Here is a 23,622-nt window from a genome sequence, read left to right on the forward strand (position 1 = left end):
CCGCGTTGCAGGTCGTGCCCCCGCGGGTCCTTCCCTGCGTTGCAGGTCGATTCGCGCGTAGGGGGTCGGAACTTCCGACCCCCTACGCGCGATTCCACTTGCCAGCCGGCACCGCGACGGACTGGAGGCTCGGTACCAGCTGGCACCGAGCCTCCAGTCCGTCAGGTGCGCGTCAGCGCGTCGCGAGCGGCGTCGGGTCCACCGGGTCCGGCGGCACCGGGAGCGACCCGCGGATCTGGTTCTGTGCCTGGCAGTCGCTCGTGCAGTTCGTCGCCCCGGCGCTCAGCTCGATCGCGTCCTCGCCGAGCACACCACCGAGGCGACCACCGGGCTGGACGGTCCACGTCGTCGTGGTGGCCGTCTGCGACGTCTTCGTCGCGACCTGCGGGCTGTCCTTGCCGAGGAGCATCTGGTGCGCCCCGCTGCCCGAGGTCACCGCGGGGGTGCCGTCACCGAAGTTGATCTTCCCGGTGTACGGGTTCGTGAAGTAGAAGAGCCCGGCACCGAGGGTGTGCGTGAAGGTGACCGGAGCGGCGAACTCGGTCTCCATCTGGAAGATCCCACCCTGCGCGCCGTCCTTCGCCTGGATCTTGAACTTGCCGGCGCCGGTGCTGAAGATCGCGACGAGGGTGTCGTCCTTGACCTCGAGCGAGGACAGCTTCGTCCCGGCGAGCTGCGCGGCGGTCAGCGACGGCACCTTGGACGCGAACACGACGGTCGGCTTCGTCACCATGCGCTGCGTGTCCGCGGCACCGGTCAGCGTGTAGTCGTACACGCCCAGGTCGGCGACTCGGACGTCGAAGCCGTTGTGCTTGCCGCGCACCGCGATCGTGCCGGAGACTGCGGTGTCCTTGAGCTTGTACTCCTTGCCGACGGCCGGGTTCGTGGTGGAGCCGTTGACGGTGACGGCGTAGTCCCCGCCGGTCGAGGTCTTGCCGGACGCCTGTGCCGGGGCGACCCCGACGAGGGCGACGGCCGTGACGGCGAGCGCGGTGATCGTGGCGGCGATGCCGATGGTGTGTCGGCCGGTCGCCCGGCGTCGTTCGCGGGTGGTGTCCATGGTGTGCCTCCTGGTCTGCGGTGGCGGTTCGCCTCCTCGGCACGATCGTCGCCGGTCCGCCCGGCGACCACCATCGGACCTTGGTACTAGTACCCGCTCACCAGCCGTGGTCCCGTGCCCAGAGCGCCGCACTCGTGCGGTCGGCGACGCCGATGCGCCGGAAGACGCTGCCGACGTGGACCTTCACGGTGCGTTCGGCGATGCCGAGCTCGGTGGCGATCTGCCGGTTCGACAGCCCGCGAGCCAGGCGGACCAGCACGTCCCGCTCCCGCGGGGGCATCGCCGGCGCGGTGTCGTGCGCGGCGGCACGTGCCGGGTCTGCTGGCAGCAGGCCGTGCGCGACGCGGGGGTCGATCGGTGCCTCGTCCCGTGCCGTGGCCCGGACGCCCCGCACGACGTCGTCCGGGTCCGCGTCCTTCAACAGGTACCCGGTGGCACCGGCGACCAGGGCGGCGCGGACCCGCTCGTCGTCCGCGAACGTCGTCAGCACGAGCACCCGGGCGCCGGGCACCCGCGCACGCAGAGCCCGCGTCGCCGCCACCCCGCCGGCGCCGGGCATCGACAGGTCCATCACGACGACGTCGGGCAGCAGCACGGCAGCGAGTTCGACGGCGTCCTCGCCGGTGGCCGCCTCGCCGACGACCTCGCAGTCGTCGGTCGTGTCGAGCACGGCACGCAGCCCGTTCCGCACCAGGGCGTGGTCGTCGACGAGGAGCACCCTCACCATCCTGTGCCCCCTGCTGGGATCGCGAGCTCCCACCGCGTGCCGGTGCCCGGCGCGGTCCGCAGGCGGAGGGAGCCACCGGCGTCCTCCGCGATCTGCCGCAGCAGCGTCGTACCGAGGTGGCCGCTCCGCGTGGTCGACAGGACGGCGTCCGGGTCGAACCCGACGCCGTCGTCCGCGACCACCACGACGAGGTCCTCGCCGGTCCGACGGACGACGACCTCCACCGCCGAGGCCGCCGCGTGCCGGACCGTGTTGGCGACGGACTCGCGGACGAACCGCACCGTCGCGAGCAGCGCGGCGGGAGCGGCCTCGATCGTCGCCGGCACGTCGATGACCACGCGCACGCCAGCAGCCCGACCCCGAGCCGTGGCGTCGTCGAGCGCCGCCACGAGCCCCTGCCGGTCGGGGACCGGCGGCTGGATCGCGGACATCGAGGAGCGCAGGGTCGACACGGCCGCCCGGAGTGTCGTCGCGGACTCGTCGAGCACGGCAGCCCCTGCGCCGGTCGTGGTCCGCGCTGCGGCGCCGAGCGACAGGGCGAGCCCTGCGATGTCCTGCACCGGCCCGTCGTGCAGGTCTGCCGCGAGGCGACGACGCTCAGCGGTCTCCGCGTCGAGCGCCCGCACGAGCAGGCGCTCCCGCTCCCGCTGTCCGGCCCGCAGCCGGAGCAGCAGCCACAGCACGACGGGCAGGAGCAGTGCGATGCCGACCGCGACCGTGCCGAAGGCCAGGGTGGCGAACGCGGACCTGAGCGATGCGGCGCTGGCCAGCACGGAGTCGTAGGGGTAGTAGACCTCGAGCAGCAGCGGTGCGCCCGACGGCGTGTGCACCGCCTGGTACGCCTCGAGCAGCCGCCCCTGACCGCCTTCGTAGCGGTTCTCCGGCTCGGTGAGGTCGGACACCTCGGCATCGGACCGGTCGGTCTCGAGCGCCTCGAGGTCGTCCTCGGACAGGGCGAACCGCTGTCCGACCAGCCGCGGTTCGTCGGACCACAGCACGGTGCCGTCGGCGGCCCAGAGCTTCACGCGGACGGCGGCGCTCGCCGCGGTCACGCCCTGGACGGCGCGGGCGAGCTCCTCCGCTGCCGCCGCTCGGCGGTCGGCTGGTGCGTCGCGGTCCGCCAGGTCGTCGAGCAGCGCGGGTTGGACCACCGAGCGCGCGACGGCCGCGGTGTCGTCGGTGGCGTCCTCGACTGCGAAGCGTTCCGCGGTGCGCTGCGACACGAGGGTCCCGACCGTGGCCACCGCAGCGCCGCCGAGCAGGGCGACGAGGACGACGCCCGCCAGGACCCGGCCCCACGGGGTGCTGCGCGCGGGGCGACGGCGGGCGTCGGGAGCGACGACGAGGACGCTGCCGTCGTCGGGGACGCGGGGGTCGGTCGTCGACGCTGCTCGGGGCACGTGGTCACCGTAGCCGCGCGCAGGCGGTCGGGCTGCGCGGTGCGGGCCGATTCCCGCGTGGCAGGTCAGATCGCGCGCAGGAGGTCGAAACGCGCGTAGGGGTTCGGAAGTTCCGACCCCCTACGCGCGAAACGACTCGCCAACCGGCACCGAGTTCGGACTGGAGGCTCCCCACCGGCTGGTGGGGAGCCTCCAGTCCGTCAGACGCGCGTCAGCGCGCCCATCTCGGTGGCGACGACGCGCAGCGTGGCGGCGAGCTCGTCGCTGTCCGCGACCGTGGTGCGCTGCGCCAGCTCGATGAGGGCGGCCATCACGAGGGTGACGGCGGTCCTGGCGGTCTGTCGGTCGGTGCGCTCGGCGGCGACCTCGATGACGGCGGCGCGGACGGCGGCCATCCAGTCGAGCATCGTCGGCATGACCTCGGGGTGCCGTTCGACGAGGTCACGGGCGCGGTGCCGGTCCTGGGGGAGTGCCACGGTGTGTCCGACGAGGTCGCACAGGTCGGACACCAGGGGGCCGTCCGAGGCGAGGAACCGCGCTCGGACGGCCGGCGGCACGGAGTTCGGCGGGAAGCCGAGCGCCGCGTCGGCCTTCGACGGGAAGTAGTTGAAGAAGGTCCGCGGGGAGACGTCCGCCTCGGCGCAGATCTGCTCGACGGTGACCCCGCCGAGGCCCTGCTCACCGACGAGCCGGAGTGCGGCGTCGTGGATGGCCTGGCGGGTCTGCTGCTTCTTCCGCTCGCGGAGGGAGGCGCAGGGCTCCGCGCCGGTGGGCAGTGCGGTGGGGGTCACGTTCTCGTCCCTGGTGGAGGGGTCCTGCGCCGGGAAGGGGACACGGCGCAGGACCCGGTCGGTCACCGACGGGTGGTCGGGGTGGAGCCGGTCATCGGACCGGTGAAGGACCCCGCCTCGGCCGCGGCGAGACCGGCGTCGGCCTCGAGCTGGGCTTCGGCGGAGACGTCGGCGCGCTCCTGCAGGGCCGAGCGCTGGCGCAGCGGCGGGACCTTGAAGAACCAGCTGAGGACGAACGCCAGCAGGATGACCCCGAGGCCGACCCAGTAGATCGTCACGGACGAGGCGTTGAAGCCGGCCATGAACGGCCGCGTCAGCGCACTGTCGGCACCGGTGAGGAACGAGGTGTCGTTGGTGCTCGACGCACCCGAGTCGCCCTTCGCGGAGCCGTTGAGCTCCTTGACGATCGACGGGACGGCCTGGTCGACGTAGTAGGCACGCTGGTCCGGGTCCGACCAGTCGACGGCCAGGCCGCCGTTCTCGACCGTGGCGTGTGCCTGGTCGGCGGCCTGCTCGAGTGCGGCGTCCTCGGCTGCGGGCAGCGCGGCCGAGACCTGCTGGTCGATGACGCCCTGTGCGGCAGCGGCGGGGACGGTGCCCGCGGCGACCTGCTGCTGGACGGCGGCGGTGACCTGCTGGGTCACGGCCTGGTCGGCTGCCTGCTTCGCCGCTGCCGTGCCGTCGGCGAGGCCGGACTCGACCTGCTGGCGGAGCGGGGTGACGATCGGGTCCCAGATCTGGTCCATCACGCCGGCGTTCCGCGGGGCGGTGGCGACGGCCGGGTTGAGCGCGGCGTCGAGACCGTCGGTCAGGTTGCCCTTGTCCGCGGTGGCGCTGAGGATGTTGGCCGGCATCACCGAGAACAGGATCGAGAGCAGCACGGCGGTGCCGAGCGTGCCGCCGATCTGGCGGAAGAAGGTCGCCGAGCTGGTCGCGACGCCCATGTCCTTCGCCTCGACGGAGCCCTGCGACGCCAGCGTCAGCGACTGCAGCACGGAACCGAGGCCGAGTCCGATGAGGAACATGCCGATCATCAGGAACCAGAGCGGCTTGTCGATGGACATGAACGTCAGGACGACGTAGCCCATCGACACCAGGGCCGTGCCGATGACCGGGAAGATGCGGTAGCGGCCCACCCGGGCGACGATCTGCCCGGAGGTGATGGACGCGATCATCAGGCCACCGACCAGGGGCAGCGTGGCGAAGCCGGACTCGGTGGGGCTGAGCCCGACGACGATCTGCAGGTACAGCGGGATGGTCAGCATCGCGCCGAACATCGCGAACCCGACCAGGAACCCGATGACCGTGGCCATCGAGAACGTGCCCGAGCGGAAGAGCTTGAGCGGGATGATCGCCGCGTCGCCCATCTTCGACTCGATGGCGAGCAGGGCGACCAGGCCGACGACACCGATCACGTAGCAGGCGATGGCGGCTGCGGAGCCCCAGCCCCAGATGCGGCCCTGCTCGGCGACGAGCAGCAGCGGCACGAGCGTGACGATGACCGCCGTGGCGCCCCACCAGTCGACGCGCGGCTTGGCGGTGGCGTCGTGCACCTTGGGCAGGTGCAGGAAGACGATGACCATGAGGAGCGCGGCGATGCCGATCGGCACGTTGATCAGGAGCACCCAGCGCCAGCCGGTGATGAAGAGGATCTCGCTCGTGCCGGCGAGCAGGCCGCCGATGAGCGGGCCGATGACGCTCGAGATGCCGAACACGGCCAGGAAGTAGCCCTGGTACTTCGCGCGCTCACGCGGAGCGAGGATGTCGCCCATGATCGCGAGCGGCAGCGACATCAGCGCGCCGGCACCGATGCCCTGCACGGCGCGGAAGCCGGCGAGCATGAGCATCGACGTGGACATCGACGACAGCACGGCGCCGAGGATGAAGACCACGATGCCGAAGATGTAGAGCGGACGGCGGCCGAAGATGTCGGAGAGCTTGCCGTAGATCGGCGTCGCGATGGTCGACGTGATGAGGTACGCCGTCGTGACCCAGGCCTGCTGGTCGAGCCCGTGCAGGTCGTCGCCGATGGTGCGGATGGCGGTGCCGAACACGGTCTGGCCGAGCGAGGACAGGAACATGCCGGCCATCAGGCCGTAGATGACGAGCAGGATCTGGCGGTGCGTCATGAGCGGCTGCCCGGAGCCGGGGGTGCCGGCTGCAGAGGCGTCGTGACGTCCGCGCTGCACCGGTGCGGTGGCGGTTGACATGGGTTCCTTCGGTTCGATCGGTGGGGCGGCTGCTCGGGAGACCGGACGCACCGTCGCGCGGACCCGTGGGGTGGGCGCCGGCACCGTTCTCGACCTTGCAGCGAGTGCAAAGTTACACTAGATGCTTCCAGCAAGCAACTAATTGTCGCCGTAGGCTGGGCACGTGACGGACGACCAGTCAGGTGCCACGCGCGGCGACTCCGAGCGCGCGCTCCGGCAGCAGCTCGACCGGCTCTGGGTGCGGCAGGCGCTGCGTTCCGTGCTCATCGAGGACCGGGGCGGGCTCGACGCGACGGCGCGGGTGATCCTGCGCGCGGTCGAACGGCTCGGGCCGGTGCGCTCCACCGTCGTCGCTGAACTCACCGGGCTGTCGCGTCCGGTGGTGAGCCGTCGCGTGACGTCGCTCGTCGCGGCGGGGCACCTGGCGAGCACGACCGACCCCGGGGACGGCCGCGCGAGCCTGCTCGAGGTCGCTCCCGCCGGGCAGCGCCTGCTCGACGTGCTCGACGCGCACGGGGACGAGGTCTTCGACGAGCTCATCGAGGTGTTCCCCGACGACGACCTGCGGGCGCTGTCGGCGCTGCTCGCGCGGCTGAACGACCGCGCGGACGAGGTCCTCGGCGCCACCGTCCGCTCGCGCTGACGCCCCGGCCGACGCCCCAGCCGCGCGAGACACCCCGGCCGCGCGAGACACCCCCGTCTCGCCGAGGTACTGCGTGGCGAGACACCCCTGTCTGCGCGAGACGCCTCCGTCTCGCCGAGGTACTGCGTGGCGAGACACCCCTGTCTGCGCGAGACGCCTCCGTCTCGCCGAGGTCCTGCGTGGCGAGACACCCCTGTCTGCGCGAGACGCCTCCGACCTGCCGAGACGCCACCGTTTTCCGCGGCGTCTCGAGGACTTGGCGGCGTCTCGTCAAGACACCGGTGTCTCGCGCACGACGAAGCCCGAAGCCCGAAGCCCGCGTCCCTGCGCCCGTCAGCGTGAGACGCGCACCCCTCACGGCAGGATCGCGTCGATGTACCCGCCGTCCACCCGCACCGCAGCACCCGTCGTGGCCGACGCCAGCGGCGACGCCAGGTACACCACCATGTTCGCGATCTCCGACGGCTCGATCAGCCGCTGCAGCAGCGACTGCGGTCGGTGCTCCTTCATGAACTCCCGCTGCGCCTCGTCCCACGACAGGTCGTCCCCGACGAGCTCGCGCACGAAGGTCTCGACACCACCCGTGTGCGTCGGCCCCGCCAGGACGTTGTTCACGGTGACGCCGGTGCCGGCCGCCGCCTTCGCGAACCCGCGTGACACCCCGAGCAGCGCCGTCTTGGTCATGCCGTAGTGGATCATCTCCGCCGGGGTGACGACGGCCGAGTCGCTGCCGATGAACAGGACGCGACCCCAGCCGGAGGACGTCATCGCGGGCAGGTACTGCCGCGTCAGGCGGACGCCGACCATGACGTTCACCTCGAAGTACCGGCGCCACTCGTCGTCCTCGATGCTCAGCGGGTCGGCACTGCCGAACACCCCGAGGTTGTTGACGAGCACGTCGACCCGGGGCAGTGCCGCGAACAGCGTCGCCGCGCCCTCGTCCGTCGCCAGGTCGGCAGCGACGCCGCGCACCGACGCGTCGGGCACGGCCTCGCGGACGGCGTCGACGCCCCGCGTGGTGCTCTCCTCGGATCGGCCGTTCACCACGACGGAGGCACCAGCCGATGCGAGACCGGTGGCGATCGCCAGGCCGATGCCCTGGGCGGATCCGGTCACGAGGGCGGTCTTGCCACTGAGGTCGATCTGCACGGGAGCTCCTTGGGTCGTGGGTGGACCTCCATCGTCCCGCGTCGTCCGCCCTGCCGCACCCCGTGACGGACGGGAGGCTCGGTGCCAGCTGGCACCGAGCCTCCCGTCCGTCCCGTGCTGACGGAGCAACTGGTGACGGATCAGCCGGCGGCCACCGCACTCGTCAACGCGCTGCGGACGGAACCCCATGCCGCCAGGCGCTCGCGCACCGCGTCGTGCCGCTCCGCGGCCAACGCGTCGGTGTGCGCCTGCTCGAGCACCTCGTCGATGACGATGCGGGTGCCGGTCCGGGTGGAGCGGATCGCGGCCTCGACCATCGCGAGGCTCATGATGTTCGTGTGCACCTCGCCGTCCGGCGTGACGCCGGTGCGGAGTGCACGGACGAAGGACGTCAGCGCACCGCCGATCTCCGTCCCGACGCCCGGGGCGGCCTCGGGGGAGCCGGGCGTGCCGTCGCGGTCGCTCGACGGGTCGTGGTCGCCGTCCCACAGCGCGGTGCCGGCGGCGCCCGAGGCTCGCCAGTCGCCGTTCCACGAGGTCTCGGCGCCAGGTGCGCACCAGGAGCCGTCGTAGACGTAGCGGACGTCGCCCTCGAACGTGAAGACCGCCGCGGCCGCCGCGTCGCCGCGGTACCAGGACCACGAGGGGTTGTACGACTCGCAGTAGACCGACACCGGGTCCCGTTCGAGCACGTAGCGGGCCGAGTCGAACGGGTGGATGGCCATGTCGAGGAGCAAGACGTCGTCCATCTCCTCGCGGAAGCCGCCGAAGTGCGGGGCCTTCGCGAACCGGGTGCTCAGCGTGCCGAGGTCGCCGAGGTCGCGGACGTGCTGCCGGAACGCGACGAGCTGGTCGTTGTAGCGCCGTGACTGCGACACCATGAACAGCTCGCCGGTGGCCTCGGCCGCCGCGGCCAGGGAGAGCGCCTCGGCGACGGTCTGCGCGGCGGGCTTCTCGCCGAGCACCGGGAGGCCGGCGTGCAGGGCCTCGAGCGTGATCGGGTGGTGGGCGACGGGCACGGTGATGTCGAGCACGGCCTCGGCGCCGGTCTCGGCGGCCAGGGCGGTCAGGCTCGTGCCCACCGGGATCCCGGGGTCGCCGGCCAGCTCGGCACCGGCCCGGGCGACGTCGAGGTCCAGGTCGACGATGCCGACGAGCTCGACGTCCGGGTCGGCGGCGACGGTGCTGAGCCAGGCGCGGCCCATCCCGCCGGCGCCGACCTGGACGACGCGGAGGGCGGTCACGCGCGGACCTCGTCCTCGACGGGGGCGTCGTCGAACGGGCCGCGGTAGTGCTGGCCGTCGAAGTACTCGCCGAGGTCGTAGCGGCGCAGCGTCGGGATCTCCCGCTCGCGCTCGGGCCGTGCCCACTCGGTGGCGTTCGCGATCACCCGGCGGACGTCGGGGTGGTGGTACACGGGGAAGTCCTGGTCACCGGGGGAGAAGTAGAAGATCTTCCCCAGGCCGCGGCGGTACGTCATGCCGCTCCGGAACACCTCGCCGCCGGTGAAGCCCGAGATGAAGACCAGCTCGTCGGGGGTCGGCACGTCGAAGTACTCGCCGTACATCTCCTGCTCGGGGATGACGATCGGGTTCGGGACGCCGCGCGTGATGGGGTGCTGCGGGTTCACGGTCCAGACGAGTTCCTGGTCGTGCTCGCTGCGCCACCGGAGCGTGCAGGTCGTGCCCATCAGCTTGCCGAAGATCTTCGACCAGTGGCCCGAGTGCAGGACGATCAGGCCCATGCCGGACAGCACGTGCTTGTGCACGCGGTCGACCACGGCGTCGTCGACGTCCTGGTGGGCGGCGTGGCCCCACCAGGTGAGGACGTCGGTCTGGGCGAGGACCTCGTCGGTCAGGCCGTGCTCGGGGTCCTGCATGGTCGCGGTGCGGACGACCGCGTCGGGCAGGTTCTCGCGGATGCCGTCGGCGATCGCGCCGTGCATGCCGTCGGGGTACCGCTCGGCGACGTGCTGTTCGACCTGCTCGTGGACGTTCTCGCCCCAGACGGTGATGCGGAGCGGTGTGGTGGTCGTGTCGCTCATGTGGTTGGTTCTTCTTCCCTGGTCGGGGTGGTGTCGTTCGGATGTGTGGGTCACTTGACGGCTCCGCCGAGGGCGCCGGCGGAGATGTACCGCTGCGCGAAGATCAGCAGCACGGCGGCCGGCAGCGACGCCAGCACGCTCGTCGCCATCACGGGCCCCCAGTCGGTGACGTTCGACCCGATGTAGTTGTAGATGCCGAGCGTGATCGGGCGGACGGCCGTCGTCGAGGTCAGCGTGAGGGCGATGAGGAAGTCGCCCCAGGCGCCGAGGAACGTGAACAGCGCCGCGGTGACGATGGCGTTCCGGCTGATCGGGACCACGATCGACACGAACGCCCGGAAGTCGCTCGCCCCGTCGACCAGGGCCGCCTCGACCAGGCTCGGCGGGATCGACTCCATGAAGGCGCGCATCAGCAGGATGGCGAACGGCACCTGCACGGCGCTGTCGGCGAGGATCAGGCCGATGTAGCTGTTCAGGAGCCCCACGTTGTTGAACAGCGTGTACAGGGCGTTCGCGATGACGATCGCCGGGATCATCTGCGTGATGAGCAGCACGAGCAGGAACACCCGCGTGCCGCGCATCCGGAACCGGGCCAGGCCGTACGCCGCCGGGGTGGCGACGACGAGCGTCAGGACGACGGTCCCGAGGCTGATCACCATGCTCGAGACGAAGTTCTGGCCCTGCTGCTCGAGTGCCGCGCGGTAGCCGGCGAGGGTCGGCGCCAACGGGAACCACGTCGCCGTGGCAGCGCCCGAGGTGGCCTGGAAGCTCGTGTTCACCATCCAGTAGACGGGGAACACCATGATCGCGAGGAACACGATCCCGAGGACCGTCAGCGGGATGCCCCGCTTGCCGCGCGGTCGTGGGACCTTCGCGCCGCGCCTGGTCGTGATCGCGCGGGTCGCGGTGACGGTCTGGTTCACGATGCCGACGCTCATTCGTCGACCGCCTTCCGGGAGATCGCGATGTAGACCATCGCGAAGACGAACGAGACGACGATCAGGACGTTGCTGACCGCGGCTCCGATGCCGAACTGGAAGTTGATGAAGGACTGGTGGTACGCGTTGGTCGCCAGCGTCTGGGTCGAGTTCGCCGGCCCGCCGCCGGTGAGCCCGAGGATGATGTCCACGACCTTCAACGTGTAGACCACGCCGAGGACGATCACGACGCTCACCACCGACCGGATGCTCGGCCAGGTGATGTACCGGAAGGCCTTGATGCCCGTGGCGCCGTCGAGCGACGCGGCCTCGTAGAGCTCGGGCGGGACGGACTGCAGCCCGCTGTACAGGATCGTCGTGTTGAACGGGATGCCGAGCCACACGTTCACGCCGATGACGGCGATCAGCGCCAGGCTCGGGCTGACGAGCCATGGAACGGGGGCGATCCCGACCACGCCGAGGAGCTGGTTGAGCGCACCGCTGTCCTGGTCGAGCAGCCACTTCCACACCGCGCTCGAGGCGATGAGGGGGAGCAGCCACGGCAGCAGCAGGAGTCCGCGCAGGAAGCCCGACAGCGGGAAGTGGCGGCGGAAGAACAGCGCCAGGCTCAGCCCGATGACGAACTGCAGGACGATCGAGCCGGCCGTGAACAGGGCGGTGTTCACGACACTCGTCGCGAACACGGAGCTCTGGAAGACCGCGATGTAGTTGCTCAGGCCGACCCAGGGGGCCTCGCCCGTGAAGAAGGTCTTCGTCGTGTAGTCCTGGAAGGACATCACGATGTTCTTGGCCACCGGGTAGCCGAAGAACACCGCGACGAACAGGGCTGCCGGGACCACGAAGAGCCACCGGGTCATGCCGGCCCGCATGCGCGCTCGCCGCTGGCCGGGTCGTGGGGGGACCACGGGCACCTGGGTCCGTGGTCGGGTCTGTGTTGAGGCGCTCACGCCGGTTCCTCTCGTTCACCACCGGGGGAGTCGGCCGGACGGCCGGCTCCCACGTTCACCACCGGAGGGGGAGCCGGCCGGACGACCGGCTCCCCGCGGTGGGGGTCGACCGGACGGCCGACCCCCGCCGCACTACTGGCTCTGCGACTGCGCCTGCTTGAGCGCTGCCTCGGGGTCGGCCTTGCCGGTGAGGGCGAGCTGGACGGCGGTGTAGATCTTCGTCGCGGCCTTGGGCCAGTCGGGTCCGAGCTCACCCGTGCGGGCACGAGCGGTCTTCACCGTGGTGACGAAGGAGGCGACCTCGGGGTGGTCGGTGGCCCAGGCGGCGCCGGCCTCGATGTTCGTCGGGACGTTGCCGGTGGTGCCGGCGATGACCTTCTGCATCTTCACCGAGTTCAGGCAGCCGACGAACTTGCCGGCGAGCGTCATGGTGTCCTTGTTGCCGGTCTGCGGGACGGTGAACGCCTCGCCACCGAGCGGTGCGACGGTGGCGTCCCCGGTGCGGGTCGGGATCGGGACGCTGTCGAACTCCAGGTTCTTCGCGGCGTTCAGCGCGGGGAGCTGCCACGGGCCGTTGATCATCATGGCGGCCTTGCCGGCGATGAACTGGCTGTTCACGTCGGCCTGCGCCCAGTTGATCGAGCTCTTCGACATCGAGCCGTCGTTCTGCAGGCCCTCGACGAACTGCAGGGCCTGCGCGGCCTCGGGGGTGGCGATGTCCTTCTCGTCCCCGCCGTTCGACCAGAACATCGGCAGGAACTGCCAGGTGCCCTCGTAGGTGTTGATGTTGCTCATCGCGAAGCCGTAGGTCGACCCCTTCGTGAGCTTCTTGGCGGCCGCCTGCAGCTCGTCCCACGTCTTGGGCGGCTGGACGCCGGCATCGGCGAGGAGCTTCTTGTTGTAGTAGAGCGCGATCGAGTTCGTCGCCGGCTGCAGCCCGTAGAGCTTGCCCTTGTACGTGTTCGCCGCCTTGACGCCGGGGACGTCACCGCTGGCGTCGAGGCCGTAGTCACCGAGGTCGGACAGGGCACCGGAGGCGGCGATCTGCTGCACGTCGGGGTTGTCGAGCATGAGCACGTCGGGCAGCGACCGGGACGATGCCTGCTGCAGCACCTTCGCGATCAGGCCGGCACCGGCGACGTGGTTGATGGTGAGCTTCGCGTCCACCGTCTTGGCGCACTGCTTGTAGATCGGGTTGTAGTTCGCCGCGTAGTAGTCCTCGATCGTGAGGGTCTTGCCACCGGAGGACGCGGCGCCGCTGCCGGAGCATCCGGTGAGGACGAGCGGGATCGCGGCGACCACCGCGACGGCGCCGACGAGGGCGCGGATCCTGCGTGACGTGGAGGGGAGGCTGGGCTTCATTGCATAGCTCTTCTCGTTGACGGGTGCTTGGGGTGAGGCACGCGTCGCCGACGCTCGGGACGTCGTCGTCGCGGGTCTTCTTGAGGCGAGAAGCTAACAGATAAGCGCTTTGCCTGTAAAGCGCTTTTCTGGAACCGGACGCCGCTAAGCTGGGAACGTCTCAGTTCGATGTCGGTACGACCTCGGCCTGGTCCAGACCACGACCCCGAGAGCAGGAACCGCCTTGGCCACGATGCAGCAGGTCGCCGACCGCGCCGGCGTCTCCATCGCCACCGTCTCCTTCGTGGTCAACGGCACGAAGTACGTGACCCCGGCGACGACCGCCCGGGTCAAGGCAGCGATGCGCGACCTGAAGTTCCGCAACAACGTGGTCGCACGGGCGCTCGCGTCACGCCGCACCCGGATCATCGCGCTGCTGTTCCCGACCACCGGCAACCGGTTCAGCCCCACCACGTCCGAGTTCTTCATGGCCGCGGCCGAGCGGGCGTCCGAGCGCGGCTACCACCTGGTGCTCTGGCCGGTCGACCCCGCGGGCGACGACCTCGACGACCTCGTCTCCGGTGGGCTCGTCGACGGCGTGGTGCTCATGGAGGTGCGCATGGACGACCCTCGGGTGGCCAAGCTCTCCGAACTCGACGTCCCCTTCACGCTCATCGGCCGCACGCGGGACAGCAGCGGGCTACCGTACGTCGACATCGACTTCGAGACGACGATCGAGGACAGCCTCGACCACCTCGAGGAGCTCGGGCACCGCCACTTCGGCCTCGTGCTCGAGGACCTCGCGGGCACCCCGATGGACGGCTACGCGCCACACCTCCGGGTCGAGGACACCTTCGAGCGCTCGATCGCCGACCGCGGCCTCACCGGCACCGTCGTGTACGCCGAGAGCGGGAGCGAGGGTGGTCGGGAGGCCGCGCGGAAGCTCCTGGAGGCCGCACCCGACGTCACCGCGGTGCTCATCATGAAGGACGACTCGTCCGCCGGCCTGCTGGTGGGGCTGTACGCCGCGGGGCGCCGGATCCCCGAGGACGTCTCCGTGCTCAGCATCGCGTCGTCCGGTGCCGCGGGGGACCAGCACTACCCGCGGCTCTCCACGATGGTCGCGCCCGGCCGTGAGCTCGGCACGCGGGCCGCCGACGCCCTCATCGAGCAGCTCGACGGCACCTCGGCGGACCTCCCGCACTTCCTGCTGCCGTGTGTCCTCCGCCCCGCGGAGTCCACGGCCGCGGCCCCGCAGTCCGCCTGACCCGCGCACGCTTCGGACGGGAGGCTCGGGGTCAGGCCGCCACGAGCCTCCCGTCCGTCGCGGTGCGCGTTCGCACCCATCGCACCCGCGATGGCAGGTGGTTCCGCGCGTTGTCGGTCGGAAGATGCGACCTCCTACGCGCGGTTCGACCCCCTACGCGGGGATCGACCCGCTGCGCGCGATTCGACTCCCGAGGTGCGTGGCGACCTCCTCCGCAGGGAACGACCCACCACGCACGAGAGCGGCGCGACACCTTCGGGGGATGTCGCGCCGCTCTCGTGCGTGCAGCGTCAGCGCTGGCGCGCCGTGTCGGTGAACAGGTCGTCGAAGACCGTCTGGTCCTCGGTCGGCTGTTCCCCGAACTTCCACTTCCGTCGCATCCGTCGGAAGGTCGTGATGCGGACCGGGTCGATGCCCGGCTCGGTGTCGTAGTTGCTCACAGCGTCCTCCGTCCTGATCCGTCCCCAGGTGTTCCCACCGGCTCAGACGCTACGACGGGGCCTCTTGCGATGCCCGGATTTAGGTAGAAGACTTATCCAACTGCGCTCCGCGGACATTGAACCAGGAGGTTCGTCCCGGCCCCTCTAACCTGCCGTTCAGGGGCTCGGGGCCCCGCCGTCGAGCGCCCGGACCACGCGGTCGATGATGCGGACGAACCGGGCCTTGTCGCGATCGGAGAAGGAGGACATCAGCTCGTGCAGGTGCTCGTTCGTGCTGTCCATCGCGGCGTGGTACTGCTCCCGACTGGTGTCCGTGAGCTCGATGAGACGGCTCCGACCGTCGTCCGGGTTCGGCCTGCGCAGCAGGTGACCCGACCGCTCCAGTCGGTCGACCGCACTGGTGACCGCCGGCCCGGTGATGCCGAGGTGCGAGGACAGGTCCTTCACCCGCACGGGGCGTCCGCCGGTCTCGGCGCGGGACACGTACTGCACGACGGTCAGGTCGACGCCCGCGATGCCCATGTGCTCGCGGAGCCGGTTCCGCAGTGCCGCCATCGAGGCATCGAGTCGCGTGAGCGCGGAGTCGAGGTCGAGCTCCAGGTCGCTGGCGGTCACCCGGTCTCCTCCGTGCGGTTCGGCTGCGCGTCACGTCACGCCCAGGTCAGGGCAACAGCGTATCCAGATAGCGAGGAGAACGTCACAGGCACCCCCGCGGCGTGGCGGGCGGCCCGCTGATGCCCGGATCGCACGACCACGCCGCATCGGTGGACCAGATCCGGATCGAGGTCACCGGACGCGACCCCGAGTCCGCCACTCGTGACCTCACCGCCGTCGGCGCGGGTCGACAGTGGACGTCGCGACGCACCGGCCCCGACTACTCGTACCGCTACACGGCGATCGGTGACAGCGAGGTGACGATCCGCCGCTCCCGGGTGCAGGGCTTCATCCGCGGCGTCGTCGACCCCGCGGACGACTACGTCGTGCAGTGGGTGACGGCCGGCTCCGTGGTCGTCGACGTCGACGGGGAGCGCGTCGACTCCCGCCGGGACGTCCCGACGCTCTACCCGACGGAGCGGGCCTTCGTCGTGGTCGGCAGTGACTCCGACCAGCGCCTGGTCCACTTGTCCCGCGCGATGGTCCACGACGTCGCCGTCGACCACCACGATGTCGGCGAGACACCACTGCGCTTCGACCGCCTCCGTGCGCCCGACGCGAGCGCGCTCCGCCGGTGGGGCGACGCGCTGGTCAGCCTGTCGCGGGCGCTCCGTGACGGAGTGGAGTCCCGGGCCTGGGCCGACGCGAAGCGTGCGGCGGCGGAGGCCTTCCTCGGGCTGTACCCACCGCGCTCGGACGCCCTGCCCGCGGAGCTGTCGCTGCCGAGGAACGCCCGGCTGCGCACGATGGTCGAGTACGTGCACGCGCACGTCCGCGAGGCCCTGACGGTCGGTGACCTCGCCGTCGTCGGGGAGCTCAGCGTGCGGAGCGTGCAGGAGTCCTTCGCGCGGGTGCTCGGCGTCTCGCCGCTGACCTACCTGCGCGAGGTCCGGCTCGAGCGCGTCCGGGACGACCTCCTCGAGCAGGACCCGCAGTCGGTGACGGTCGGCGACGTCGCGCGGCGGTGGGGGTTCGCGCACCTCGGTCGGTTCTCGGCCGCGTACTGGGAACGGTTCGGGGAGTACCCGAAGCAGACGCTACGGCGCTGAGGCGGGTCAGGCGGCGTCGACCCCTCTGACCTCGGTCGGCACGGCCGCGGTGCTCCGGCGCACGCGGAGGCTCGTCGTCATCCGCACGTGGTCGGGGCCGGGCTCGCCGCGGAGCATCGCGAGCAGCATGTCGACCGCCGCTGCGCCGAGCTCGGCCAGGGGCTGGGCGACCGTGGTGAGCGGCGGCGAGGTCATCGAGGCCTGCGGCACGTCGTCGAACCCGATCACGGAGAGCTCTTCCGGCACGCGGAGCCCGAGGTCCGCGGCGGCGCGCAGGACCCCCATCGCGGACGAGTCGTTCGCGGCGAACACGGCGGTGGGGCGGTCCGGCGCGGTGAGCAGCTCGCAGGCGACGGCCGTGGCCTGGTCCTCCTGGTAGTCGCCGGCGCGGACCAGGTCCTCGTCGACCGGGATGCCGGCGGCGGTCAGGGCCTCGCGGTACCCCGTCTCGCGGAGCTGTGCCGAGGCCAGGTCAGCACGCCCGTGGATGTGGGCGATCCGGGTGTGGCCGAGGGCGATGAGGTGCTCGACCGCGCTCCTGGCGCCACCGGCGTTGTCGGTGTCGACGGTGGCGTGGCCCTCGGGACCCGTGTGCGGGTCGATCGCGACGACGGGGATCGACGAGCTCGACAGCGCGGTGCTCGGCGTCACGACGATCGCGCCGTCGATGAGGGTTCCGGAGAGCCGGGAGAGCGAGCGGCGTTCCCACCCAGGCTGGCTCGCGCCGGTGACGAGGCCGGCGTACGCGAGGAGCTCGTACCCGGTGCCGATCGCCGCGCGCGAGACGCCGCGGAGCAGCTCGGTGGAGAACGGCTCGAACTCGGGGACCAGGATGCCGATCACGCCGGTGCGGGAGCTGCGGAGGCTCCTGGCGACGAGCGAGGTCTCGTAGCCGAGGCGCTCGACGACCTCCTGCACACGGAGCATCGTCGCCGAGGCCACGCCGTCGCGGTTGTTGATCACCTTCGACACCGTGGGGATGGACACCCCGGCAGCGCGCGCGACGTCGCCGATCGTCACGCGGTCATGGCCGCGATGCGCACCGACAGCGGTCTCCATGTGCTCACCGTACCGGTGTGCGGGCCCGGACGGGGGATCGCGGCTTGGTAAAGAAAACGTTATCGATATCGATTGACAAGGCGGTGGAGCGCCTGGCACGCTCTCTCGCAGCGGCAGTCGATGTCGCGCATGTCAACGACGACACCGAGGAGTTCCACGATGACGAGGAAGATCCGAGCCGCGGCAGCCATCGCGCTGATCGGGGCCACCGCACTGACGGCCGCAGGCTGTTCCGCGGGCAGTGACGCATCGAGTGGTGACGGCAAGGTCTCGATGACCTTCTGGCACAACTCGACCACCGGCCCGGGCAAGGCCTTCTGGGAGAAGACCGTCAAGGACTTCGAGCAGGCCAACCCGAAGGTCACGATCAAGATCCAGGCGATCCAGAACGAGGACCTGGACGGCAAGCTCCAGACGGCGCTGAACTCCGGTTCCGCTCCCGACGTGTTCCTGCAGCGCGGCGGCGGCAAGATGAACGCCATGGCCAAGGCCGGCCAGCTCATGGACATCACCAGCTCCATCGGCAAGAACGCCAAGACCGAGGTCAGCGCCGGTGCCTTCAAGGGCTACGAGCTCGACGGCAAGACCTACGCGATGCCGGTCGACGTGAACCCCGAGGGCATCTGGTACAGCCAGGACCTCTTCAAGCAGGCCGGCATCGAGGGCACGCCCACGACGATGGACGAGCTGAACGCCGACATCCAGAAGCTCAAGGACGCCGACATCCAGCCGGTGGCCGTGGGCGCGAAGGACGCCTGGCCCGCCGCGCACTGGTACTACAACTTCGCACTGCGTGCCTGCAGCGAGAAGACCCTGAACGGTGCCGCGAAGGACCTGAAGTTCACCGACAGCTGCTGGAAGCAGGCCGGTCAGGACACCAAGACGTTCTTCGACACGAAGCCCTTCAACGACGGCTACCTGACCACCGCCGCCCAGCAGGGTGCCGGCAGCTCGGCCGGCCTCGTCGCCAACCACAAGGCCGCCATGGAGCTCATGGGCGCGTGGGACCCGGGCGTGATCTCCTCGCTCACCCCGGACGCCAAGCCCCTCGCCGACCTCGGCTTCTTCCCCTTCCCGGAGATGTCCGGCGGCAAGGGTGAGCCCGGCTCCATGATGGGTGCCGTCGACGGGTACTCCTGCTCGGCCAAGGCGCCGAAGCAGGCGTGCACGGACTTCCTCAACTACATGACGACGAAGGACGTGCAGGAGCAGTACTACAAGGCGTTCAACGCGATCCCGGCGAACGAGTCGGCCCAGTCCGTCGTCACCGAGCCCTACCTGAAGACCGTCCTGACGGCCTACAACAAGGCGCCGTTCGTCTCGAACTACCTCGACACCCTCTACGGCCAGAACGTCGGCAACGCGCTCAACACCAGCGTCGTCGACCTGCTCGCCGGCAAGGGGTCCGTCAACGACATCGTGAAGACGGTCAACCAGGCCGCGGCGAAGGGCTGACCCGACCCATGGCCACCTCTGTCGCACCCCGTCCGTCCCGCTCCGGTGAGCTGGCGGACGCGGGACGCACCACCGGGGCCGACGGCGCACAGCCGTCGGCCCCGGCCGGCCGGCCCCGGAAGCGCCGGGTCGCCGACGTCCGCCAGCGGGTCGAGATCGCCCTGCTCGCCGGGCCGGCGACGATCATGTTCGTCGGCTTCGTCATCCTGCCCGTCGCCCTCGCGGCCTACTACGGCTTCTACAAGTGGCAGGGCTACGGCACCCCGACGGACTTCGTCGGGTTCGACAACTACAAGATCATCTTCACCGACCCCGACTTCCGGGGCGTGCTCTGGCACAACCTGTTCATCGTCATCGGGTCACTGCTCGTGCAGGGGCCGATCGCGATCATCCTCGCGCTGCTGCTGAACCAGCGCATCCGCGGCCGCGGGCTCATCCGCGTGCTGATCTTCCTGCCGTACGTCATCTCCGAGGTGATCGTCGGAACCGGGTGGAGCCTGATGCTCTCGAGCAGCGGGGCCGTCAACGACCTGCTGCAGACGCTCGGACTCGGTGGGCTGCGCAACGACTGGCTCTCGAACCCGGACATCGCGATCTGGACGCTCCTGGCGATCATCTCGTGGAAGTACATCGGCTTCGCGGTCATCCTGTTCCTGGCCGGCCTGCAGAGCATCCCCGAGGAGCTGTTCGAGGCCGCACAGCTCGACGGCGCCGGCTACTGGCAGATCCAGCGGCGCATCACGCTGCCGCTCCTCGGCCCGACGCTGCGCATCTGGGCGTTCCTGTCGATCATCGGCTCGCTGCAGCTGTTCGATCTCGTCTACATCATCTGGGGGCAGTACATCGCCTCGACTGCCGGCACCTCGACGATGGCGACGTACATGGTCGCCAACGGCCGCAACTCGGGCAACTACGGGTACGGCAACGCCGTGGCCGTGGTGATCTTCCTCATCTCGCTGGTGATCGCACTCGTCTACCAGCGGTTCGTCCTGCGTCGCGACACCGCCGGCGCTCTCACGGAGAAGGCCACACGATGACCGCCACCGCATCCATCATCGCGCCGAAGGGCCGCCGTGACCGCGGGCGCGGGGACTCCGGCCCGGTCCGCCGCGAACGGAACCTCGGCACGTACTTCATCGCGCTGCTGTTCATCGCGGTGTGCGTCGGCCCCGTCGCGTACATCGTGCTCGGCGGCTTCCGCACCAACGCGCAGATCACGTCGAGCCCGGCCGGCCTGCCCGCACCGTGGAACTTCGGCAACTACAGCGCCGTGCTCTCCAGCGGCGTGTTCTGGCAGGAGCTCGGCAACTCGCTGATCGCGGGCATCACGACCACCCTCGGCGTCGTCGTGCTCGGCCTGATGGTGAGCTTCGTGCTGGCCCGGTACCACTTCCGTGGTCGTGGCGCGCTGTACTCGCTGTTCGCCGCCGGCCTGATGTTCCCGATCACCGTCGCGATCACGCCGCTCTACCTGCTCGTGAAGGACCTCGGTCTCACGAACAGCCTTGCCGGTGTGATCCTGCCTCAGATCGCCTTCGGCCTGCCGACGACCGTCATCATCCTGGTGCCGTTCCTCAAGGCGATCCCCGACGAGCTCGAGGAGGCGGCCTCCATCGACGGCGCGAGCCGCCTCGGGTTCTTCTTCCGCATGGTCGTGCCGCTGTCGCTGCCCGGCGTCGTCACGACCGGCATCCTGGCGTTCATCGGCAGCTGGAACAGCTACATCCTGCCGCTGTTCATCCTCAACGACGCGTCGGCCTACACACTGCCGCTCGGGGTGCAGGCGTTCTCGTCGCAGTACTCCGTGGACACCGCCAGGGTCCTGGCGTTCACCTCGCTGTCGATGATCCCGGCGCTGGCGTTCTTCGCGGTGTTCCAGCGCCGCATCGTCGGTGGCCTGACGGGTGCGGTGAAGGGATGACCGCGACGGACGCGACCAACGTGACGGACGTGGCCCCGAGCCTCCAGGCCGGAGAGGACGGCGGGACCGCGCCCGCCCGCCGGGCGGAGGACCTGCTCGCCGCCATGACGCTCGAGGAGAAGACGGCGCAGCTCGTCGGCTACTGGCTCGACCAGAACGGGCTCGTCGCCCCGATGCAGGGCGAGATGACGAGCGGCACGCCCGAGGGGCCGACGGCGACGCTCGCCGAGGTCACCCGGGACGGCCTCGGCCAGTTCACCCGCGTCTACGGCACCCGCCCCGTCGAACCCGACGAGCGGGCGGCCTGGCTCTGGGACGAACAGCGCCGCCTGAAGCGCGAGACCCGACTCGGGATCCCCGCGCTCGTCCACGAGGAGTGCCTCACCGGGCTCGCCGCGTGGAAGGCGGCCACGTTCCCCACGCCCCTGGCATGGGGTGCCGCCTTCGACCCGGAGCTCGTCGAGGAGGTCGGCGCCGTCATCGGCCGGTCCATGCGGCAGCTCGGGGTGCACCAGGGCCTCGCGCCCGTGCTCGACGTGATCCGCGACCCCCGCTGGGGCCGCGTCGACGAATGCATCGGCGAGGACCCCTACCTGGTCGGCACCGTCGGCACCGCCTACGTCCGGGGTCTGCAGAGCGCCGGCGTCGACGCGACGCTGAAGCACTTCCTCGGGTACTCGGCCTCGCAGGCCGGTCGGAACCACGCGCCGGTCCACGCCGGCCCCCGCGAGGTCGCCGACGTCTACCTGCCGCCGTTCGAGATGGCGCTGCTCGACGGCGGCGCCCGCTCGGTGATGAACTCGTACGCCGAGGTCGACGGCGTCCCCGTCGCGGCCAACGTCGCCCTGCTCACCGACCTGCTCCGCGACCGCCTGGGCTTCGAGGGCACCGTCGTCGCCGACTACTTCTCGGTCGCGTTCCTCGAGGTCATGCACGGCATCGCCACCGACCGTGGTGACGCCGCGGCGATGGCGCTCGAGGCCGGCATCGACGTCGAGCTGCCCACGGGTGACGCGTACCTCGCGCCGCTCGTCGAGCGCGTCCGCAGCGGTGCGGTCGACGAGGCCCTGGTCGACCGGGCCGTCCTGCGCGTCCTCCGGCAGAAGGAGCGGCTCGGGCTGCTCGACCCCGATGTCTTCGAGGACGACGCCCCCACCGGCGTCGACCTGGACACCGTCGAGCACCAGGACCTCGCTCGTCGGCTCGCCGCCCGCTCGCTCGTGCTCCTGGCGAACGACGGGGTGCTGCCCCTGCAGGCGCCGGCCGACCGGATCGCGGTGATCGGCCCGAACGCGCACCGCGCCGAGGCCCTGCAGGGGTGCTACTCGTTCGCGAACCACGTGCTCGCGACGCACCCCGACCTGCCGCTGGGGTTCTCGATCCCGACGGTGCTCGAGGCGCTGCCGGCGGCGTTGGCGGGGCGCGACGCGAGCAACGAGGACGCAGCCGACCTGCGCTTCGCGCCCGGCTGCGCCGTCACGGGTACCGACCGCTCCGGCTTCGACGAGGCCGTCGCCCTCGCTACCGCGTCCGACGTCGCCGTCCTGGTCGTCGGCGACCAGGCGGGCCTGTTCGGCCGCGGCACCGTCGGCGAGGGCAACGACTCCGAGTCCCTCGAACTGCCCGGCGTGCAGCGCGAGCTCGTCGAGGCCGTGGTCGCCACGGGCACCCCGACGGTCCTCGTGCTGCTGACGGGCCGGCCGTACGCGATCGGCTGGGCCCTCGACGGCCCGGGCGCCCGCCCCGCCGCCGTCGTGCAGGCGTTCTTCCCGGGGGAGGGCGGCGGTCTCGCGATCGCCGACCTGCTCACCGGTGCCGCCGGGCCCTCCGGCCGCCTGCCGGTCTCGCTCCCGCGGTCCGCCGGCGCGCAGCCGTACACGTACCTGCACCCGCGGCTCGGCGGCCCGTCCGACGTCACGGCCACGGACTCGACACCGGTGCGCCCGTTCGGGTTCGGCCTGTCGTACACGTCCTTCGCCCACGAGGACCTCGTCGTCGACCCCTCCGTCACCACCGACGGCAGCTTCACCGCCGAGGTCACCGTCCACAACACCGGTGCCCGCCCGGGGGAGGACGTCGTCCAGCTCTACGGCCACGACGTCGCCGCCAGCGTCACCCGCCCGGTCGTGCAGCTCCTCGGGTACGCCCGCGTCGCGCTCGGCCCGGGGGAGTCCGCGCGGGTGCGCTTCAGCGTCCCGGTGCAGCGGTTCGCGTACACCGACCGGCACCTCCGCAAGGTGGTCGAGCCCGGTGACGTCGAGGTGTGGGTCGCGTCCCACGCGGCGGCGTCCCGGCCTGGAGGCCCGCTCGACTCCGGCGGGATCGTCGCCGTCGGCGACGGGCCGGCTGCAGTGCCCGTGCCCGGTTCCGCCACGGAGCGTGCGACGGTCGCCGTCACGGGGGCCGTGCACGAGGTCGCGCTCAGCGAGCCGCGCATCGTGGAGTGGTCGCTGGTCTGAGGGGACGGGGTCTGCCGGCTGGGCCTCGGGCCTGCCGGGCGCAGAGCCGCATCGCCGCGAGACGCCGG

Annotated in this window: 21 protein-coding genes; 7 read left to right on the forward strand and 14 right to left on the reverse strand. The window is 71.0% G+C overall.

Annotation, left to right across the window (positions count from 1 at the left end; translation table 11 throughout):
• Nucleotides 1-172 precede the first annotated feature (172 nt).
• From ITJ54_RS14315 to ITJ54_RS14335, 5 genes are all read right to left on the reverse strand, one after another.
• Nucleotides 173-1,060: a hypothetical protein gene (locus ITJ54_RS14315; protein WP_194629421.1), complete on the reverse strand. Its 888-nt coding sequence runs from the start codon at nt 1,058-1,060 to the stop codon at nt 173-175.
• Nucleotides 1,061-1,157: 97 nt separating this feature from the next.
• The gene (locus ITJ54_RS14320; RefSeq protein ID WP_194629422.1) at nt 1,158-1,787 is read right to left on the reverse strand and encodes a response regulator; all 630 of its coding nucleotides are present in this window, start codon (nt 1,785-1,787) and stop codon (nt 1,158-1,160) included.
• Nucleotides 1,781-3,187, reverse strand: a complete 1,407-nt coding sequence (locus ITJ54_RS18370) for a sensor histidine kinase (RefSeq protein WP_194629423.1) — start codon at nt 3,185-3,187, stop codon at nt 1,781-1,783. Before ITJ54_RS18370 ends, ITJ54_RS14320 begins: the two co-directional genes overlap by 7 nt.
• Nucleotides 3,188-3,387: 200 nt before the next feature.
• A complete protein-coding gene (locus tag ITJ54_RS14330) occupies nt 3,388-4,044 on the reverse strand; it encodes a TetR/AcrR family transcriptional regulator (RefSeq protein WP_323741733.1) in 657 nt (218 codons plus the stop codon).
• Nucleotides 4,041-6,188, reverse strand: coding sequence for an MDR family MFS transporter (locus ITJ54_RS14335; protein ID WP_194629424.1), 2,148 nt, complete (start codon nt 6,186-6,188; stop codon nt 4,041-4,043). Before ITJ54_RS14335 ends, ITJ54_RS14330 begins: the two co-directional genes overlap by 4 nt.
• Before the next feature lie 163 nt (nt 6,189-6,351).
• Between ITJ54_RS14335 and ITJ54_RS14340 the strand changes: the two genes are divergently transcribed.
• A complete protein-coding gene (locus ITJ54_RS14340) occupies nt 6,352-6,831 on the forward strand; it encodes a MarR family winged helix-turn-helix transcriptional regulator (RefSeq protein WP_194629426.1) in 480 nt (159 codons plus the stop codon).
• A 354-nt stretch (nt 6,832-7,185) separates the two neighbouring features.
• Here the strand turns inward: ITJ54_RS14340 and ITJ54_RS14345 are convergent, their stop codons facing one another.
• The 6 genes from ITJ54_RS14345 to ITJ54_RS14370 form a co-directional block, all read right to left on the reverse strand.
• On the reverse strand, nt 7,186-7,980 hold the full coding sequence (locus tag ITJ54_RS14345; protein WP_194629427.1) for an SDR family NAD(P)-dependent oxidoreductase: 795 nt from the start codon (nt 7,978-7,980) through the stop codon (nt 7,186-7,188).
• Between the two features lie 140 nt (nt 7,981-8,120).
• A complete protein-coding gene (locus ITJ54_RS14350; RefSeq protein WP_323741734.1) occupies nt 8,121-9,224 on the reverse strand; it encodes a Gfo/Idh/MocA family oxidoreductase in 1,104 nt (367 codons plus the stop codon).
• The gene (locus tag ITJ54_RS14355; RefSeq protein ID WP_194629428.1) at nt 9,221-10,024 is read right to left on the reverse strand and encodes a ThuA domain-containing protein; all 804 of its coding nucleotides are present in this window, start codon (nt 10,022-10,024) and stop codon (nt 9,221-9,223) included. Before ITJ54_RS14355 ends, ITJ54_RS14350 begins: the two co-directional genes overlap by 4 nt.
• 50 nt (nt 10,025-10,074) lie before the next feature.
• Nucleotides 10,075-10,962 carry a carbohydrate ABC transporter permease gene (locus ITJ54_RS14360; RefSeq protein WP_194629429.1) on the reverse strand — a complete coding sequence of 296 codons (888 nt, stop codon included), beginning with the start codon at nt 10,960-10,962 and terminating at the stop codon, nt 10,075-10,077.
• Nucleotides 10,959-11,819, reverse strand: coding sequence for a carbohydrate ABC transporter permease (locus tag ITJ54_RS14365; protein WP_194629430.1), 861 nt, complete (start codon nt 11,817-11,819; stop codon nt 10,959-10,961). Before ITJ54_RS14365 ends, ITJ54_RS14360 begins: the two co-directional genes overlap by 4 nt.
• A 222-nt stretch (nt 11,820-12,041) precedes the next feature.
• Nucleotides 12,042-13,271 (reverse strand): sugar ABC transporter substrate-binding protein, encoded by a 1,230-nt coding sequence (locus ITJ54_RS14370; protein WP_194629431.1) that lies wholly within the window; start codon nt 13,269-13,271, stop codon nt 12,042-12,044.
• 232 nt (nt 13,272-13,503) lie between these two features.
• Here ITJ54_RS14370 and ITJ54_RS14375 point away from each other — a divergent pair, with 232 nt between their 5' ends.
• Nucleotides 13,504-14,517, forward strand: coding sequence for a LacI family DNA-binding transcriptional regulator (locus tag ITJ54_RS14375; RefSeq protein ID WP_194629849.1), 1,014 nt, complete (start codon nt 13,504-13,506; stop codon nt 14,515-14,517).
• A gap of 290 nt (nt 14,518-14,807) precedes the next feature.
• On the opposite strand, the gene ITJ54_RS14380 is transcribed toward ITJ54_RS14375, so the two are convergent.
• Nucleotides 14,808-14,957 (reverse strand): hypothetical protein, encoded by a 150-nt coding sequence (locus ITJ54_RS14380; RefSeq protein WP_175481309.1) that lies wholly within the window; start codon nt 14,955-14,957, stop codon nt 14,808-14,810.
• Between the two features lie 156 nt (nt 14,958-15,113).
• Nucleotides 15,114-15,572 carry a MarR family winged helix-turn-helix transcriptional regulator gene (locus ITJ54_RS14385; RefSeq protein ID WP_194629433.1) on the reverse strand — a complete coding sequence of 153 codons (459 nt, stop codon included), beginning with the start codon at nt 15,570-15,572 and terminating at the stop codon, nt 15,114-15,116.
• A 119-nt stretch (nt 15,573-15,691) separates the two neighbouring features.
• On the opposite strand from ITJ54_RS14385, the gene ITJ54_RS14390 reads away from it, so the two are divergent.
• On the forward strand, nt 15,692-16,660 hold the full coding sequence (locus tag ITJ54_RS14390) for an AraC family transcriptional regulator (RefSeq protein ID WP_194629435.1): 969 nt from the start codon (nt 15,692-15,694) through the stop codon (nt 16,658-16,660).
• A gap of 6 nt (nt 16,661-16,666) precedes the next feature.
• On the opposite strand, the gene ITJ54_RS14395 is transcribed toward ITJ54_RS14390, so the two are convergent.
• Nucleotides 16,667-17,719, reverse strand: coding sequence for a LacI family DNA-binding transcriptional regulator (locus tag ITJ54_RS14395; protein WP_194629437.1), 1,053 nt, complete (start codon nt 17,717-17,719; stop codon nt 16,667-16,669).
• Between the two features lie 159 nt (nt 17,720-17,878).
• On the opposite strand from ITJ54_RS14395, the gene ITJ54_RS14400 reads away from it, so the two are divergent.
• The 4 genes from ITJ54_RS14400 to ITJ54_RS14415 all read left to right on the forward strand — a co-directional run bounded on the left by ITJ54_RS14400 (nt 17,879) and on the right by ITJ54_RS14415 (nt 23,554).
• Nucleotides 17,879-19,174: an ABC transporter substrate-binding protein gene (locus tag ITJ54_RS14400; protein WP_194629439.1), complete on the forward strand. Its 1,296-nt coding sequence runs from the start codon at nt 17,879-17,881 to the stop codon at nt 19,172-19,174.
• 8 nt (nt 19,175-19,182) lie between these two features.
• Nucleotides 19,183-20,211: a carbohydrate ABC transporter permease gene (locus ITJ54_RS14405; protein ID WP_071273980.1), complete on the forward strand. Its 1,029-nt coding sequence runs from the start codon at nt 19,183-19,185 to the stop codon at nt 20,209-20,211.
• Nucleotides 20,208-21,095, forward strand: coding sequence for a carbohydrate ABC transporter permease (locus ITJ54_RS14410; protein WP_194629441.1), 888 nt, complete (start codon nt 20,208-20,210; stop codon nt 21,093-21,095). Before ITJ54_RS14405 ends, ITJ54_RS14410 begins: the two co-directional genes overlap by 4 nt.
• Before the next feature lie 104 nt (nt 21,096-21,199).
• A complete protein-coding gene (locus tag ITJ54_RS14415; RefSeq protein ID WP_416354915.1) occupies nt 21,200-23,554 on the forward strand; it encodes a glycoside hydrolase family 3 N-terminal domain-containing protein in 2,355 nt (784 codons plus the stop codon).
• Nucleotides 23,555-23,622 lie beyond the last annotated feature (68 nt).

The sequence above is a fragment of the Curtobacterium sp. VKM Ac-2865 genome (assembly GCF_015350905.1).
Classification (GTDB): Bacteria; Actinomycetota; Actinomycetes; order Actinomycetales; family Microbacteriaceae; genus Curtobacterium.